This window comes from Candidatus Neomarinimicrobiota bacterium (genome assembly GCA_022573815.1).
Classification (GTDB): domain Bacteria; phylum Fidelibacterota; class SORT01; order SORT01; family SORT01; genus JACZTG01.
Map to the genome: position 1 here is coordinate 22,980 of JACZTG010000020.1, position 17,436 is coordinate 40,415.

General features: G+C 40.0%; 14 protein-coding genes. All 14 read right to left on the reverse strand.

The window, feature by feature from the left end:
• Positions 1 to 1,752 carry a methyl-accepting chemotaxis protein gene (locus IIB39_08375; protein ID MCH8928714.1) on the reverse strand — a complete coding sequence of 584 codons (1,752 nt, stop codon included), beginning with the start codon at positions 1,750 to 1,752 and terminating at the stop codon, positions 1 to 3.
• Between the two features lie 40 nt (positions 1,753 to 1,792).
• A complete protein-coding gene (locus IIB39_08380) occupies positions 1,793 to 2,737 on the reverse strand; it encodes a hypothetical protein (protein ID MCH8928715.1) in 945 nt (314 codons plus the stop codon).
• Positions 2,738 to 2,756: 19 nt separating this feature from the next.
• On the reverse strand, positions 2,757 to 4,133 hold the full coding sequence (locus tag IIB39_08385; protein MCH8928716.1) for an alginate export family protein: 1,377 nt from the start codon (positions 4,131 to 4,133) through the stop codon (positions 2,757 to 2,759).
• 77 nt (positions 4,134 to 4,210) lie between these two features.
• Positions 4,211 to 4,543, reverse strand: coding sequence for a hypothetical protein (locus IIB39_08390; GenBank protein MCH8928717.1), 333 nt, complete (start codon positions 4,541 to 4,543; stop codon positions 4,211 to 4,213).
• A 390-nt stretch (positions 4,544 to 4,933) separates the two neighbouring features.
• Positions 4,934 to 6,982, reverse strand: a complete 2,049-nt coding sequence (locus IIB39_08395; protein MCH8928718.1) for a hypothetical protein — start codon at positions 6,980 to 6,982, stop codon at positions 4,934 to 4,936.
• Between the two features lie 355 nt (positions 6,983 to 7,337).
• On the reverse strand, positions 7,338 to 8,804 hold the full coding sequence (locus IIB39_08400) for a hypothetical protein (protein ID MCH8928719.1): 1,467 nt from the start codon (positions 8,802 to 8,804) through the stop codon (positions 7,338 to 7,340).
• A gap of 15 nt (positions 8,805 to 8,819) precedes the next feature.
• Positions 8,820 to 10,250 (reverse strand): LPP20 family lipoprotein, encoded by a 1,431-nt coding sequence (locus IIB39_08405; protein MCH8928720.1) that lies wholly within the window; start codon positions 10,248 to 10,250, stop codon positions 8,820 to 8,822.
• A 78-nt stretch (positions 10,251 to 10,328) separates the two neighbouring features.
• Entirely contained in the window at positions 10,329 to 10,874 is a 546-nt protein-coding gene (locus IIB39_08410; protein ID MCH8928721.1) for an LPP20 family lipoprotein, read from the reverse strand.
• A 410-nt stretch (positions 10,875 to 11,284) separates the two neighbouring features.
• Positions 11,285 to 12,133 (reverse strand): carbohydrate ABC transporter permease, encoded by an 849-nt coding sequence (locus IIB39_08415; protein ID MCH8928722.1) that lies wholly within the window; start codon positions 12,131 to 12,133, stop codon positions 11,285 to 11,287.
• Between the two features lie 14 nt (positions 12,134 to 12,147).
• On the reverse strand, positions 12,148 to 12,999 hold the full coding sequence (locus tag IIB39_08420; protein MCH8928723.1) for a sugar ABC transporter permease: 852 nt from the start codon (positions 12,997 to 12,999) through the stop codon (positions 12,148 to 12,150).
• A 27-nt stretch (positions 13,000 to 13,026) separates the two neighbouring features.
• Positions 13,027 to 14,328, reverse strand: coding sequence for an extracellular solute-binding protein (locus IIB39_08425; GenBank protein MCH8928724.1), 1,302 nt, complete (start codon positions 14,326 to 14,328; stop codon positions 13,027 to 13,029).
• 60 nt (positions 14,329 to 14,388) lie between these two features.
• Entirely contained in the window at positions 14,389 to 15,279 is an 891-nt protein-coding gene (locus tag IIB39_08430) for a glycosidase (GenBank protein MCH8928725.1), read from the reverse strand.
• Positions 15,273 to 16,196 carry a hypothetical protein gene (locus IIB39_08435; GenBank protein ID MCH8928726.1) on the reverse strand — a complete coding sequence of 308 codons (924 nt, stop codon included), beginning with the start codon at positions 16,194 to 16,196 and terminating at the stop codon, positions 15,273 to 15,275. The genes IIB39_08430 and IIB39_08435 overlap by 7 nt, the downstream gene beginning before the upstream one ends.
• Before the next feature lie 102 nt (positions 16,197 to 16,298).
• Positions 16,299 to 17,384 (reverse strand): PorV/PorQ family protein, encoded by a 1,086-nt coding sequence (locus tag IIB39_08440; protein ID MCH8928727.1) that lies wholly within the window; start codon positions 17,382 to 17,384, stop codon positions 16,299 to 16,301.
• Positions 17,385 to 17,436 lie beyond the last annotated feature (52 nt).

Sequence of the window (17,436 nt, forward strand, 5' to 3'; positions counted from 1 at the left end):
CTATTCTTTATGGGAACCACCGGTATGTGATTCGGTTGTCGCTTCGAGCTTGAACTTACTTACAAGCTCGCTAAGCACATCGGTATTCCTATTGAGCTCTTCAGCTGTGGTTGCCATCTGCTCTGCGCCCTGAGCGCTCTGCTTGGTCACCGAAACGATGTTACCTACATTACCGGAAATCTGCTCGGCAGTCGCCGATTGCTCATCCGATGCCGTAGCTATCTGCTCGATCATATTCTGAACCTCATTTACCACACTCACAATACTGCTGAGGGAATCCCCTGCCTTTATGGCAAGTTCGGTACCGGTTTCAACCTGAGCGGTTCCCTCTTCCATTGAGGTGACAGCGCCGCTTGTATCCTCCTGGATACCCTTGATCATTGCTGCTATCTCAGCTGTTGCCTTTGTGGTTCGTTCGGCAAGCTTGCGGACTTCATCGGCTACAACCGCGAATCCTCTCCCCTGCTCGCCGGCGCGCGCCGCTTCTATAGCCGCGTTTAGCGCAAGTAGATTGGTCTGATCCGCTATATCGTCAATAACCCCGATGATCTCACCGATCTCATCTGATCGTTTACCCAATTCACCGATGGTGGCTGCGGATGCTTTTACCGTTTCCGCTATTCTCTGCATCCCTTCTATCGTCTCCTGAACGATTTTCCCACCTTCACCTGCTACTTCAGCGGCTTTACGCGCTGATTCAGTTGCCGATGCTGCGTTCTGTGACGATTCCACTATGGTTGCCGCCATCTCTTCCATAGAAGCGGATACTTCTCCCGCTTGTGCTTCCTGTTCACCTGCTCCGGCGGAAGATTGCTCTGCGGCGGAGGCGATTTCTGTGGCTGCGGATGCTACCTGCCCAACATTTGCTCGAACCTGAAACAAAAGCTCCCGTATTGAATTTGTAGCTTTATTAAAGGCAGCTGCCATAATTCCAAATTCGTCCTTGGTATCCAAATTAACATCCGTACTAAAATCATTATCCGCTAACCTCTCCATTCCTTCAATCATTGAATTAATCGGTTTGGTAAATACAACATTTAGTAGAAATATTAGAGTAGCAATTCCTACAACGATTATCCCGAATATTATACTTCCACTGGTTAGTGCAGCGCTGGCTACTGCCTTATCGACACCTGATAGCGGCATAATGAATTCAAATGCGCCATGTCTATCGCCTACTTTCCATCCTTCCATCTGGAATCCTACCGGATCTGTGGTAGTACCGGTGACACTTTGTTCTATCGTACCGTGACACATCAAGCAGGCGTCATCTATTATCACTGAACTCATAAAATGAAGTTCGTTGGTTGCTTCGTTGATTTCCCAATACTCTTCTAAATTTTCAGATTCAATTTTTCTGAGCATTTCAGCTTCAAACGCAGTAGGATCATTCTTCGGATTTCTCGCATCAAATGCCGGAACCCTGAATTTAAGTTCTGTACCCTCAACCAGCCCATTTCCGACCGCAAAAGCTCTAACTACAGGTACTGCTTGTAATAACTTTTCCGGATCGCTGAATAGATCATCCCAATTGTAAAAATCTTCTTCAAACAGTTTTGCGCTGTTTTCGCGAACCTGTACTAATGCCGTAGTCATGGATCTTCCGTTAGAGGCAGCGTTTTCAATGGCGTCTTTTTTCATTTGCTTACTTGATACATAAAAATTGAGAACAAACCCTACAACGAATATCGTTGAAAAAACAACCAGAATTTTAATTCTCACAGTAGTGTTTCTTAATAATTTCTTAATCATTGCTCCTTTCTCCCATTTATACCAAAGTTAATCCCACAGTTTATAAAGTTTGAGTTATACTTTCTATATAACTCACTAAAACATAAACATGTCCCGGCAGCACTTTGGTATTTTTAACCCATGAACTGTATTTGAACTTCTCCGTTCTGCTGAGTTGGATTTTACCCGCTATATATTTTAGCTCACCGGTGGCTATTTGAACAAGATCAAAAACGTCAATAGGTGTTATATTTTGTTTATCGGCTATGTCCTCAAGCACAACGGGAGTATAGCTTCTATCGGTAATCTTCACGTAATAGTTTGATAATGAATTATGTGCTGAAGTTATCTTTGAAAACACATCTTTCGGCTTTTTCCCGCTTTCAGCCGAGACGGGATGATTGTATTTGGAATATTCAACACCGTGATCATTGGCTAACTTTTGCACTCCCGCTAAAAAAACCAAATAATTCGCTTCATATACACGACCAGCCGACCAAAGCGAATTTACATTTAATCCTTTTTTATCCGATGCCTCGCTAATATGAGCGGATAACTGCCGTAGTAGCTGAAAAACGTCACTTGGTTTTTTTGGACTAATAGCATCAGTTGTCGTACTGAAAGAATTATTCTTATTAAGGGCATCTTTCATCATTGAAACCAAATCATATACATCAGACGCAAGAGGGTTATTTCCGACTTTGCCGACCTTACTGCTAACCAGCTTTGTGGATATTGATTTCGGATAAAGAGTATTAAATTCAGCAATTACGTTAGCTATTTTTTGGTAAACATTCCGTGGATTAACGTTTAATGAAAGCGGCTGCTTATTGAATTGCGAACTCAACCCGTTATCTTTCATTAAAGACTCATCTACACTCTTCACAAGATAATAGACATCCGTAGGCGTTACATTCCTATTTATCGCTCCGCCGGCACTGCCGATGAAATATATCTGTGTAAATATAAGCCCTGCTGCAGCGATTAGTTTTAATTTTGTGCTCATCTTATTACTCCTTATTGTTTTAAAATTTTATTTTTGTTTGCACGAAATAAAAGCTGGCGTCATTTTCCGATGCAGAAACTACATCATCTACATATGCGCCTTTGAAAAATTGACTTACTCCAACTACGCCGACAATTCTTTTATTATAAAACGGGTACTTTACCGTTATATCGATTTCACTTCCGACATAAGAACTAACATCGGCTCCGTTTGCATTTCTCATGGCAGCCGAGCCGGCATTATACCATGCATCATTACTTGCCCGGTGAAGCCAAAACCCCTGGTATGCGACTCTTAAGCCTAATTTAGGAAGAGGATTATTTTTAAATGTCACTTCAAAATTATGAATATTCTGAAGAGAAAATAAATCCATATATCCGTAATAGGCGTGATTTAGAGGGTATAAATTATCAAACGTAGAATGGGTTTGATCATTAGGTACACCATCTCCGCTGCCGAAATTATAGGCGGTGCCAACTTTCGCATTATTAAACACACCGGTTTTATATTCAGTGCCAATATGAGCCATAAAAGCTTTATGGGTAAAACCGCTATAAGTTCCACTTTGAGCTGCTGCTTCCCCTTCGAATAACCATGAATCTTTAACAGTAGTAAACCGTGTTCCAAAAGTATAAACATTGTCATCAATTTGGCTTTCACGTCTTAACATCAAGTAACTTTCCCACTGAGTATTCGGAATGGTTATTTTATCGGTATAATATAGAATATGAAACTGACTGTTAAAGTATCGACTTTTGGTCCTTGAGTAATCATTGATGCGATTAGGCGAGACAGGGACTAAACGAGAAGCTATAATATCTAAATTTCTGCTCTTCGCATTGCCTACGGTTACTCGTACCCCGTCCCATACACGCGCTGTATTTACCCATTCCAATGATGCAACGAGCCGTTGCGTTCCGAGGTTGAATTTCTGCCTTCCTGCTCTAATCTTAACCGGTGTTCTGTTTGCGGAAAAATTAACGTCCACAAATCCTTGATGGAGATCAAATTGATCTGCAAATATATTTGGTGTGGCGTCCCGATTGATACTTGGAATAGCGGTAATTTCTTCTCCCATTACACGCGCATCCTGTCCTTCTAAAAATATTTTAACATTTTCTGAGGCTTTCCAAGAAATATTCAATCTTAACTGGGTCAGCATATAATCCTGATTGCTGTCAACAAAATTGAAACTGTTCTTGTCTTCTGCCCTTACTCTTAGGGACCCGCCAATTTTTAGATTTGGAGATATATTATGCCAATCAGTTTTGACTTGCTCGGAGCTTTCTTCTTTTTTTTCTTCATCAGAGTCGGCTGCTATCAGCAAACCTGGTATCGTTAGCATAAGTGAAAGTAAAAGACTTATACCTATTTTTATTAAATGATTTCTTTCCAATCTACCCCTCCATTAATTTTTTATCGTTAATCACCTCTATTTCTAATTTTATCGGCTACCTACAAAAAACTTTAATATCAAAATTGTTTTAGATATTTTAAAGGAGCGATCGATATTATGCCGGCCCACAGAACCCATGAGCGGTTGATTAGCATACGCTGATTCCTGCCTGCCAATCCTAATATCAAGGCCCTTTGTGTGAATACGTCTGAGACATTAAAGTATGCCTGATGGTAATCAGTGGCATCCGCGCTTCCGTCATCAAGTGTATTGGTCTCAGATCCAAAAATCCGCGCATCCTGAACTTGAACGAAAGCATAGCTGCCCTCATTATTGAATTTCAGGTTTAGACGGCTCCTCAGATAGCTGATTCCATAATTTAGCACTATACCGGTAAGCATTTTATTCATTTATATTCCTTGCGGAGTTTCTATATTATAATAATTATTGTATTGCAATTTATGTGCCATTTTGTATTAACTTGGCAGGATGAACTACCGATTGATAACTAATTCAGTATTAAATCTATAACGATGACGACGGAATAATTATACATTACAGTTATTTTCGATGAGAGGATCAAAAGGAGAAATATTAAAAATAATCTATTTATATACATTTTTATTATCTTAAAACTTAACTATTTGACAAGAAATGCAACATATCGACAATATACTGCCACCTTTATATAGAGATAATAGGGACTACACACTATTTCAATGATGTAAGATATTAATTAATAACAAAGCCCCGATAATCTATCGGGGCTTTGTTGCACATATATTACTTTAGCTAACTTATTACCATATCTTAACTCTCTCTTCTACCGGCACAAATAACTTATCACCTTCCTTTACGTCGAACGCTTCATAAAATTCAGGCATATTTTGGAGTGTGCCGCTAACACGATAAAATCCTGGCGAGTGCGGATCTATGAGAATTAATTGACGCGCTCTCTTTTCACGCACGTTCCGTCTCCAGACCTGAGCCCAACCCATAAAAAATCGTTGCTCACCCGTAAATCCGTCTATTATTGGCGCTTCTTTTCCATTCAGCGAGTTATTATAAGCTCGAAATGCGATGGTAAGCCCAGCCAGATCACCTATGTTCTCTCCAAGAGTGAGTTCGCCGTTTACATTAACGGAATCGTAAGGTGTGAAACCATTAAACTGCTCTACCATCACCTGCGCACGTTCATTAAATTTGGTTTCGTCCTCTTCGGTCCACCACTCCTTGAGGTTGCCGTCGCCATCGGACTTTCTTCCTTGATCGTCAAAACCGTGGCTGAACTCATGTCCTATTACAGCGCCTATCCCACCGTAATTTACAGCATCATCAGCCTCCATATTGAAAAACGGCGGCTGCAAAATAGCTGCCGGAAACACTATTTCATTCATAGGCGGATTATAATAAGCATTTACCGTTTGAGGTGTCATGAACCATTCCTTCCGGTCGATAGGACCTGATAATTTTGCCATCGCCCGATTATGTTCAAATTCATTGTATCTAATGTAATTGCCGAGAAGGTCGTCGTCTTTGATTTCGAGAGCAGAATAGTCTCTCCAATCGTCCGGATAACCAATCTTGGAATTGAATTTAGCCAGCTTGGTAAGCGCTTGCTTTTTGGTCTCGGGTCCCATCCATTCCAATTCGCTAATTCGTTCCTCTAACGCCACTTCAAGATTATGCACCAACTCTTTCATTCTCGTTTTGGCTTCAGGTTTGAAATGTTTCTCAACATAGATTTTCCCAACCGCTTCACCGAGAATATTATTAACCGCACTCACACCTCTTTTCCAACGAGGTCGAATTTCTTCAACTCCACGCAGTGTTTTGCTGTATATATCAAAGTTCGCATCAACAAAATCTGATGGTAGCTGATCGGCGAACGCATCATAAAGATGCCATGTGAAATATATTTTCCAATCTTCAACGGTAAATTTCTTCCACAGATCATTAAAAGCTTTAAGATAACTTGGCTGCCTGACTATGATATCCTGAGTTTCCTCAACTTCTAAACCGGCAAAAAGGGCTTTCCAATCAAAATTAGGAGTAATATCGTTCAATCCGTCAATATAGTACTTATTATATGTTTTATCTCTATCCCGATTTTGAACCGGAGTCCACTGCGGTTCGGCAAGAGCTGTTTCCATTTTCATGACAGTGGCAGCTTTGGTTTCCGGGTCGCTCTGTCCTGCGAAAGTGAAAACCTTTCTAAGATGTTCAACATATTTAGTTCTAATATTCTTGAATCGGGCATCTTCCTTTAGATAATAATCCCTGTCGGGTAGTCCAAGACCCCTTTGAGTAGCAAACAGAGTATATCGTGTGGTCTCTTTAGAATCTTGATCTACAAATAAGCCGAATGGCATTTTTACACCAACTTTCTGATAATGGACGAATAATCCTATCAGATCATCATAGCTGGATACTTTTTGGATATAAGCCAACTCAGCATCCAAAGGTGTTGTCCCAAGCTCCTCTATCAATGTAGTATTCATGAAACTATTGTAGAGGTCTCCAATCTTCTTCAATTCGGGGTTTTGTTCGCCCATACCCGTTGCTGCTTCGTCAATTATTGCTTTCACCCGTTCCTCGCTCAAATCACTTAGCTCGGTAAAAGAGCTATAGCTTGATTTATCAGCGGGAATATCATTATTCGCTAGCCATGTACCGTTTACATATTGATAAATATCATCTTGTGGCCGCACGGTTGTATCAAAATTTGATTCATCGATTCCTGACGACAGCGCCGCTCCCGAATCATGAGATTCCATCTTTGAGCCTCCTGTCGCGCAGCTGCTTATTAGAATCAATGAAAACAGCAAAAAAGTAAATATCCTTAACATTACTCCATCTCCTGAGTTTATTTGTTTGCATTCGTTTAATCCTTTATAGGTAAATATTTTCGTGTTCATTCCGTTTACTCCAACCTGATATTATCAATATTTGCGTCAGCCGTACTATAAAATAATGATTCAAGTTCTCGTATAAAAAAAGCGCTGAAAATAATATGAATGAAATGAACCTAAAGTCAACAATTTTACTTTAATATTCACGGTTTCTAATTCACTTCTGTAAACGATTATTATCTTTCTTAAATCCTATAAAATTAGATATTGGTTTTTTAATATACGAAATATGGTTAGAGTTGTTTCACAACTGCGAGCATAAATATGGAGAAAAAATGTTTTTCTGATGTTTTTAAAAGTAATTTTTCAGACTTGTAAATTTGTATCCCACAGAGATATAAAAACCGGATATATCAATCTCCGGTGTATTACCGATCCAGACAGCTTCATAATCGGGTTCATCCTCTTCACCAAGATTATTCCAGCTGCTCGAGCCGGAATCAAACCTATAACCTAATTCAAATGATAAGTCTCTGCCGCCGGATTTGAAATAATCAATATTTAAGCCTAATATCGAAGAAACAGAAGCTGAGTTGACTAATGCGCCTGCATCATCCCTTTTGAAAAAGAACAAACCGCCGAATCCCCCAAAAATTCTTACCGAAAATAATCTTTTATTGATAATTTTCAGACTCGGTCCGATATCAACGCCAATACCGTTATCTACCTCATCCCTTGAATCTTTTCCTCTTATAAACCTAATACCAAGTCGCCCTGACATCCTGTTAAACGGTAGAAATTCAGGTACTATATTCAATGCCCAGGTGCCTGTATTGAATTGTGTGAAATAAAAAGCGCTGGCAATTATGGGGCGATGAAACTCAATCGCTTTGTACCCTGATTTTATCGGTTTCCAAACTTTTATAGGTTTAGCCAGGTTACCTTCATCAAGAAGCTCAGACGCTTCAACAAAAGCCACTCTTTCCCCCTCAAAAGTATAGGTCTTACCTCTTACGTTCAGGTTCTTCGTTTCACTGATAATCTCGAATAATGTACCTTTTTTAACTCCAATCTCGTATCCGGCGGGAATAAATATCCTACCATCCGGTAAAACTTCAACGCCGGCTGTTAATAGATAAAAGTTTTTCATCTCTATGACGGCTCTTCTCTTAAATTTATTTATTGTCTTATTCTTAGATTTTCCTCTGTTGCCACCGGTATGACTCACGCTTATGGTGACTGATTGTTGGGTAATACCTGTTTCTATATCTATTTTATTTATATTAACCGTTAATGAGGTTTGAATGTTATTGGGATATTGCTCTTTCCCATGATCTTCATGACTGACAATTGCTCTGACAATGCCTCCAAATATTGAGCCTATGATTGAATGGTCGTCATCCTCATCGCTATCATCATTATCATTATCTTTCTTAGGCACTCCCTTTTGCGAAAAATGAGATATAGTTACTAATATACCATCTTGCGCCGCTGAGATATTACCGATTTCTGTTATCATTGATTCATTAATCAGGCCGCTCAGCTGAAGTTTCTGCTCTTTCACAATAGATTCAATGTTATTCCGGTCTATAACCTCAAATCTACCAAGGTTTGTTGCTATATCAGCAATATATCCCGTTATCTCTTCTTCTATCGAATGCTCTCCAAACTTACCTATTTTAGCCGGTAGAATAAGTATTTTTACCTTTTCAGGGCTTTTGAGTTCTACATTTTCTTCTGCTTGCGCTTTCAATTCAGCATATGATAAGGGGGAAATAATTAGCGTGAATATCACTAATCCAATCAGTCTTTTAAGCATAGGCGGCCACCGGAACTACAGCTTTTCGATCACGGATGTGAGTTCTTTCAGCAATTCTTTTTTAAACTTGGTCGTGCCGTTCATAATGGCTTTGTTCAGAGCCAAACTCTCGCTTAATCCGGCGCCTTTGACACGATTCATTACATTGCTGAAAATAACTTCATTTTTTTGATTATCTTTTAAGGTGAAAGTATAGCTTATATAAGAAAAATAAATTCCATATTCATTAGCAGGCAGTGATTCTGATATCCCTTTGACCTCCAAACTGAAATTGCTCCTGGCAGAATTATCCGTAAAAGCTATTCCGAGACTTTTCGTCAATCCGTCACGAACTGATTCTTTTATGATATTAACGGCATCCTTTGGAACATTGCTGCCAAATTCATAAGTGTCAGTCATTAGAATATTGGCTACATCTATCTTGAAAGTAACTGAAGGATTTGGGAGATTGCTTAAAGATTTCAATATAATATTTTCTAATTCTTTATCTTCCGTCGAACCGCTGACAATTTTTCCTAAATCTATTTTTGCAATCACATACTGTACATCCTTTTCATCGGTAAGTCTGTACACAGTTGACCGAGCTATATTATCATTCCTGGCAATGACGGCGGTTTGCAAGTCCATTTTTATATCAACCGGTTGAAATGCCACCGGAATTCCTGAAGTTGAAGGTGACATATTCGTACCTTCATAATCCAAAATAACTTTTAACGGAGTCGAAAGCGACCGCTGAAATTGACCCTCAATAACTGCATCATTTAACTTAGTCAACTTTAATCCGTGCAATACTTCTTCGATACTCTGCGTTAATGCGTTGCTTAAAACTATTGGCTGACCGTCATAATTCACTTTTAAGGGCTCATTCAGATATTCAATAATATTAGCGTAGCCTTCAATAAACGAACTTAACGCAGAGCCTATCATACCGGCTGATAACGATTCGTTTCCCCTTTGATAATTCGATTTCGCTAAATTCTTCGCATTCTCCTTTTTGATTCGCGCTTTTTCTCTTAATAGCCGTTTGGATAATCGAACATAAACCCAATACCCTTCTTTTTTCGCTTTCTTAGTCCATGTATCGACAATTTCAACGTCTTCAAGAACCATATCAACGCTGCTTTTAACGTGATAGTTCATTATATCTGTTGAAATTTCGCTGCTCTCTGTTACTATATTTTCTGTGCTGCTTTCAATCTGAACTCTCAAAGAAGCAGCAAGATTATTATGAGCGTTTTCTGTTGCTCTCCGCAAATCCTCTTCAATATTTCCGGTATAATTTGCGATACCGATGCCGATATAATAGTCTGATGAACGCGGAGGATTTCTTACCCAAGCGGGCTTATTATCTGCTATTGAATTAGAATAATTACTGCTACAGCCGAAAGCCGACATAATGAAAAGTATAAGCAAACTATTCATTAGAGATAGTTTAATTTTATTCAATAATTTCACCCGCTTCAGTGAAACGATAGCAGAAGAACGTGTAAAAGGAATATTTATTTGAAATAATTCTATATGGAGTTATTTCATATTCCTAATTGCTTCTTGAAGCCTGTCAAATCCTTGCTCTGCCTTGAATTCATTGAAAAGCGCTTCTTCTTTTTTAGCGGCTTCCAAAGTAGCGTTTCTGTACGAATCTTTTGCGTATCCCACAAGAACGTACCAGGTTCCATCTTCCGTCATATAAGTTTTTAATATGATAGAACCCTCCAAGGTATTTGCAGTTACCTGATTGCTGACGTTTTCGGTGTACTCTATCGCTTGAGCATTCTCGCCGATTCCGCTTTCTGACATAAAATCTCTCATAAGAGTTTCAACTTGCAGTCTTATGCTTTGGGAAATTTCATCACGAGCTCTTAAAGTAGCGGCCTTCTTTGCGAGCATAGGATTTTGTTTTTTGGCAAAGCCAACTCCAAAAAGACTGTCCGGGCTTGAAGGCGGAGTCAATATAAACGAAGGCATCTTAGGTTCCTTCGTAAATTCCTCGGTACTGCCGGATCTATGTTTTGAGCCTCCACACGAAATAACACTGAATATCAAACCTAATAAGAATATTTTTTTCATCATCTCCTCCATTTATTTTTCATTACGCATTGAATTATCAAAAGTTGTATAATCCTCGTCTGAATTTACCAATATGACCTTTCTTACATTCCCCCGTTTCTGATATATACGATATAGTCTTTATTATATAATGCCACCTATTTAAAGCCTTGTTTTATATATAGCAGTATTCAGAGAATTAGGCAAGTATTATGTTCTCTGATCTGAAGTTATTCAGCTCTAATAGCCGCTGTTATTTCAATTTCTCAAAAAATCCGGAAGTTACGAACAAGTGCCGTCCCTATCTTTTGTAATAACATTTATAACATTATTATTATAATTTGAATCAAGCTTCGAACTGACAATTGAATCTGTTGAATAATCATGCCTATTTATATTGCCGAATAAATCTCCTATCCAAATATTACCAACCATTATCCTTTTATCCCGGACATGGCAATCCCTTTGGAAAAGGATTTCCGGAAGAAAAAGAATAAAATCAGAATCGGCACAGTTAATAGAACGGCGCCGGCAGTTTGGATACCCGGATAAGAACTATATTCGCCTCTTGTATAAAGACCTAATAACGCGCTCAAAGGCATCAAATCATAATCCTTAGTGACAATAATATACCACATGAATTCATCCCAAGTGCTCATGAAAGTGAAGATTGCTACGATTGCGGTGACCGATTTAGATAAGGGAAGCATCACGGAAAAAACTATCCTCAGTTCCGAACAACCATCTATTCTGGCTGCATCAATCAACTCCTGCGGAATAGTCTTATAAAATTGTACATAAAGAAAAATTGCCCAGGCGCTTACCATAAATGGAGAAAACATTCCCTGGTATGTATTTATCCAGCCTAATTCCAACATCAGCAGAAATCGCGGGATTAAAAACAAAATTGCCGGAAAAAGCATTTGGAACAGTACAAAATGATTCAAAAAATCCCGCCCTCTAAACCGTAAACGAGCCAGCGCGTAACCGGTAATAGAACCAATAAAAACAACAGAAAACGTGGCTATCGAGGATATAATTAAGCTGTTGAAAACTGACCTTATGAATGGATTGTTGAAACCGCTTTCTCCGGCTGAAAACATCAAATCATAATTTTGCAAAGTGAAGCGTGAAGGGAAAAATCTATTATAGATTTCTGATGGGATCTTGAATGAAGCCAGAATCATCCAGACGTAGGGGAAAACCATAATGATTAATCCTAATACGAGAAGAGTATAAACAATAGACAGTCCGATTACTCGTGATCGCTTTTTACTTTTCATTTCTTGGATTGCGATCATATTACGTCCCTTTCCACTGTTTTCTTTATTACAAAGACAAATATGAAACTGATGGCAGCAATAATAATTGCGAAGCTGGATCCATAGCCGGCGTGCAGCGCAGTGAACGTTTGATGATAGATTTGCATAACAAAAGTCTGAGTACTGTCAAGCGGTCCGCCACCTGTGATCATATAAGGTTCTGTAAATATATTGAAAGACAACATAATGGCAAAAACCAGAACAATGGTAAAGGAAGGGTTAAGAAGCGGAACGGTGATCCTGAAAAATTGTACCCAGTCGCTCGCCCCATCAATTGATGCCGCTTCATACAGAGATTTCGGTATTGCCTGTAATCCAGCCAAAAAAATCAGACTATAGTAACCCAAAAACTTCCAAACGACGATTAGCGCGATGGAAGCCATTGCAATATTCGGGTCAGAGAACCACGGAATAGATATATTTATTTTGCTCAGCCATGTATTTATAAGTCCATCACCGGAGAATAGAAGTCTAAAGATAATGGAATAAGCGACGCCTGCCGAGATATAGGACATCAAATATCCGGTGGCAAAGAATGATTGTAATACTTTAATCCGGCTGAGTAACAATGCCACTACGAGGGCAGAGATAATAGACAGCGGGACATATACTACCATAAAATAAAGGGAATTTTTAAAAGATATCCAGAATAAGGGATCATAGAAAACACCAATGAAATTACTTAAGCCGACGAACTCTTTTTCGGGAGAAATGATATTCCATCTTTTAAAAGCAATGACCAAACCCCACAGAAAAGGATACAGCCAAAAAATAACCGTGTGAATAATGTATGGGGCAACAAGCCCAATACCTGCTATTTTATTCAATTCTTATCCGGAAATATCGTCATTTTATTATTTATGAAAAATCCGAGGTCCCGATTCGAGTATCCTCTGAATAGCCGTATTCGCATCTTTCGATGCTTGCGCCGGTGATTTAACGCCGAAAATTATCGGCTGCCATAATTCCCTGTTGAGAATCGTCTGAATTTCAATAGTTTTTGCCGTCATCACATGAGAAACTGAAAAGTCCAGATTATCCGCATATAACTTTGCTTTAGGATTTTCATCAAAATAGGTTGTAAATACGGGATTAGTTGTCAAGTCTTCCCGCGCGGGAAGATAGTTGGTCAAATCTATCCAGAGGGAATCATGTTCTCCGCTGAAATACCATTTCATGAATTCCCAAGCCTTATCCTTATTATTTGAGGATTCAAAGATCGCCATACCTTTAGAATCAGCAAGTGTATAGATAGGCGCATCCTCCGGGTAATAATCAGGTACCAATAACGGGGCTATCTTATATTTCAGGTCAGGGTATAATTTTTTTATTCTTACCGTACTTCCTGTACCCTTTATGGAAGCAAAGAAAACTCCTTTTTCAAATCCGTCCTGTATTTCAAATCGAGGCGCGTATCCTTCATCAAACAATCTAAAATAGAACTCGGTAACCGCATTCCCATATTTGGTGTCAAGAAATGCCTCGTTTTCATCTATATCAATGAACGGTTCACCTCCTGATGCGCTGGCGTAAAGGGTTAGATAATCGAACCACCTGCTGTACCACTTTGAAGAAACGTCAACCGTCAATCCATAAACCTTGTTAGGAATACATACCTTCTCCAGCAATGCAAAAAACTCACTATAAGTTCTCGGAAGTTCGGTGATTCCGAATTTATCGAGCATTTCTTCGTTATACAAGACCATCACAGGATTTGTATAGCTCGGCATCACATAAACATGTCCTTTATAAAACCAGTTGTTCCGGACGATATTCGTCATTTTTCGCATTTCCACAACATCCCAGAAACCGGGTAACGTGTCCAGTGCGACGATTACGCCCGCATTGGCAAGCTGGGCGGCAAACCCTCCGAAGATGTTTGAAATGACATCCGGACCGGTTCTGGTGGCAATCGCCGTGAGAATTACTTCTTCAGAGGTAATACCGGCAGGTATGGTTTTCCAATCTATCTGAGTATCTTCGTGGGTGGAGTTCCATTTTTCTACTATCACTTTTTCAAATTTCGACATCTCTAAGCTCGGCGCTGTCCAATACTCAATGCCGTTGGAACCGGCATCTTTTTCTTCTGAACCGCAGGACACAAACATAGCGCATAGCGCTATTGAAATAACTCCGAATGATAAACTATTGATCATCTATTTCGGGATGTCCCTCAAATTATGATAATTCTTATAATCAGTGTCCGGAAATAAAGACTATAAAAAATCCAAAACTTCTTGCTTGCCAACTGTCGCGACGCCTATAACCGTATCAGCGCCACCATAATAAACATAATAGGTGTCATCAATCTCCGCGACCCCGCAATTGAACACAACCTTAGGAACATCCCCCTCCAATTCCCATTTCTCTTCGGGTTCAAGAATCGGTTCCTCCTGCCTCGCAATTAACTTTGCCGGATCCTCTAAATCAAATAGCGCTATCCCGAGTCTATAGAACCTATCCTTATCCACACCGTGATAAAATAAAAGCCATCCTTTATCAGTCTTTATCGGAGGCGCGCCTGCACCTATCTTTTCACAATCCCACAGTCCCTTTCGCGGCTCCATAACTTTTTTATGGCCGGTCCACTCAATAAGATCGTCTGAATATCCTATCCATATGTCAGGCATGGTTCTGTGATATATGACGTATTTTCCATTTACTTTTTCCGGGAAGATAACTGCATCTTTATTTTCCATATCCGGCAGAATTATGCCAAGCCTCTCAAAATTACGAAAGTCAGTCGTAGTGGCAAGGGCAACTCTGTTGCCGGAGCCTGACCATGCGCGATTTGAAAGAGCAGTATATGTAATATGATATTTACCGTCTATCCGAGTTATCCTTGGGTCTTCACAGCCGAACCGTTCATATTCCTCCTGAGGTTCGAATACCGGCTGATCATGGCTCTGAAAACTAAAACCGTCTGTACTTACTGCATGTCCTAACGAAGAAATATAGATGTCATATTCACCGATAGCGCGGTAAAGCAAATGGGTCTTCTCACCGTCATAAACCGCGGCACAGTTAAAGACCGCGCCACATTCCCATTTATTCTTCTTTACAGGTTTCAAAATTGGATTCCCTGAATAACGTTTAAGTTTTACGATATTTTCCCCTCCGAAAGTAAGTCTTCGATAAATTCATCCAAGTTAACCGAAGCAGCGCAACAAACTTTGTCCGCGGCGCCATAAAAAACTATGAGCGATTTGTCAACGACAACCATTCCTTCCGGAAATACCACATTGGGAACATCACCATATAATTCAAAATCTTCAATCGGTTCTAAAATGGGTTCCCGCGTACGGGCCAGCACATTCCATGGCTCTTTCAAATCCAATAACGCAGCTCCAGCCCTGTAAACTTTATTATTATCAACGCCATGATAAATCAAAAGCCAGCCGGATTCCGTTTTTATGGGAGGAGGTCCGGCCCCCAGCTTATTTCCCTCCCACTCTGCTTCCGCCTTCATTACAAGCTTATGATTTGTTATCTTCTGGTCAAGGCTATCGGTGGTGGCATACCAGATAGACGGACCTGAAGTTCCGTATTTTTCTCCTACCCAGTTAGCCGGTCGATCGAAGAAAGCATATTTTCCGTTAATTTTTTCTGGGAATAATACGACATCGCGTTCATCAGCGCCATACGGGGTGATGATTCCGTAGCGCTCAAACTCCCTGAAATTTTTGATCTTAGCTAAGGCGGTTCTGGGATGCGCGCTAAATTTTGGCATCGAAAGGCCCAACCGATGTCGTACCGCACCGGGAGGATTTGGGGTTGGTGTCACAATATACGTCAGATAAAAATCTCCGTCGATTTCAGTGACCCTTGGGTCTTCTAACGACCTCTCCCACATTTTTGCATCCGGAATCATCACAGGTTCCGATTGTCGCTCAACTAAATTTAAATCTTCATCAAATACCGCATATCCAAGATTTGAAGTGTATGGGAAATAATCTCCCACTGCGCGATAATAAAGGTGTATTTTGCCGTCTTTATAGACTGCTGACGGATTGAAAACAGCCACAAACTCCCAATCATCCCCTCTCGGTTCTAAAATGGGATTGCCGATAAAACGTTCTAATTTAATGGTACTATCTCCTTAGTTTGTCTTTGTTTGGATTTTACCTTAAAATTCAAAGGCTATTGAGAAGCTTTGAGTGTTTATCAATCTTCCAAATTCCTGATAGCTATAGTCGAACTTAATGATTACAGAGTTATTAATATTATATACAATCCCTGCACCTAAAGTTAAGTTTTCTTCGCTGTCATTCAGAAAGAGATTTTTATAACCACCCCTTAAAAATAAACGCCCATCATAGGAATATTCCATTCCTAAATTCATATACTCCGAGTTGTCGTTAGGATGAGCAGCATCCACTGCGAGTGTCACTTTATTAAGCTCGCCATCGACAATATCCATCGCTAAACCGACCCGCGAAATAAGAGGCAATGGAAAAGTATCCGTCTTTAGATTTGCTGGAATTCGGTCATTACTTCCATCTTGAGAAGGCGCTAAATCAAAATTGATAAACGTATCCTTGCCGAGCATTTGTAACTTACCGCCAAAATTCGAAATGCTCATTCCGATCTTCATACCGTTAAATTGTGTGGTAAAGAGAGTCCCGAGGTCAAGAGCAAATCCGGTAGCGCTCATATTCCAGATATTTTGTCGAATATACTTGGTATTAATCCCGATCGAGAACTTATCCGTGAGATTCCTTGCAAAGGCAACGCCTATAGCCAGGTCGCCTACACTAAATCTTTCGCCTGTTCCTTCGGGCTTATCAACCGTTCGTACCATCATTTCTTCTGTGCTCAACGAAGTAATGCTGATCCCTAAAACACCTGCATTGCCCATTGGAATCGCAGTTCCTAAATAATTATAATTGATTCCGGCAATCCACTCCGTGTGAATAAAAATCATATCGCTTTTCTTCAGGCGCGCTATTCCGGCAGAATTCCAATATAGCGCAGTAGCATCATCGGCAACGGCTACAAACGCACCTCCCATTCCGGTAGCCCTGGAACCAACGCCTATTTCTAAAAATGCCGCAGCCGTGGTCGCCACCTTTGAAACGTTGCCGAGAGGCTGCCCAAAGAGAGGGTATGATATGGTTAATATTCCTAAAAAGATGAAAATACGAGACAGGTTACCAATTGCTGAAGATATTCGGCTGAATATCCGTTGCTGATTTCGTCCGGAGAATGTCATTTAATCACCGCAAATTTGCCGATAGTTTCGCCGACTCCCGGCGCATCGATAT

What these genes read in the sequence shown, in the direction of transcription:
- IIB39_08375 (MCH8928714.1), bottom strand. Translation starts at nt 1,752, where the DNA reads ATGATTAAGAAATTATTAAGAAACACTACTGTGAGAATTAAAATTCTG.
- IIB39_08380 (MCH8928715.1), bottom strand. Translation starts at nt 2,737, where the DNA reads ATGAGCACAAAATTAAAACTAATCGCTGCAGCAGGGCTTATATTTACA.
- IIB39_08390 (MCH8928717.1), bottom strand. Translation starts at nt 4,543, where the DNA reads ATGAATAAAATGCTTACCGGTATAGTGCTAAATTATGGAATCAGCTAT.
- IIB39_08395 (MCH8928718.1), bottom strand. Translation starts at nt 6,982, where the DNA reads ATGTTAAGGATATTTACTTTTTTGCTGTTTTCATTGATTCTAATAAGC.
- IIB39_08400 (MCH8928719.1), bottom strand. Translation starts at nt 8,804, where the DNA reads ATGCTTAAAAGACTGATTGGATTAGTGATATTCACGCTAATTATTTCC.
- IIB39_08410 (MCH8928721.1), bottom strand. Translation starts at nt 10,874, where the DNA reads ATGATGAAAAAAATATTCTTATTAGGTTTGATATTCAGTGTTATTTCG.
- IIB39_08415 (MCH8928722.1), bottom strand. Translation starts at nt 12,133, where the DNA reads ATGAAAAGTAAAAAGCGATCACGAGTAATCGGACTGTCTATTGTTTAT.
- IIB39_08425 (MCH8928724.1), bottom strand. Translation starts at nt 14,328, where the DNA reads ATGATCAATAGTTTATCATTCGGAGTTATTTCAATAGCGCTATGCGCT.
- IIB39_08440 (MCH8928727.1), bottom strand. Translation starts at nt 17,384, where the DNA reads ATGACATTCTCCGGACGAAATCAGCAACGGATATTCAGCCGAATATCT.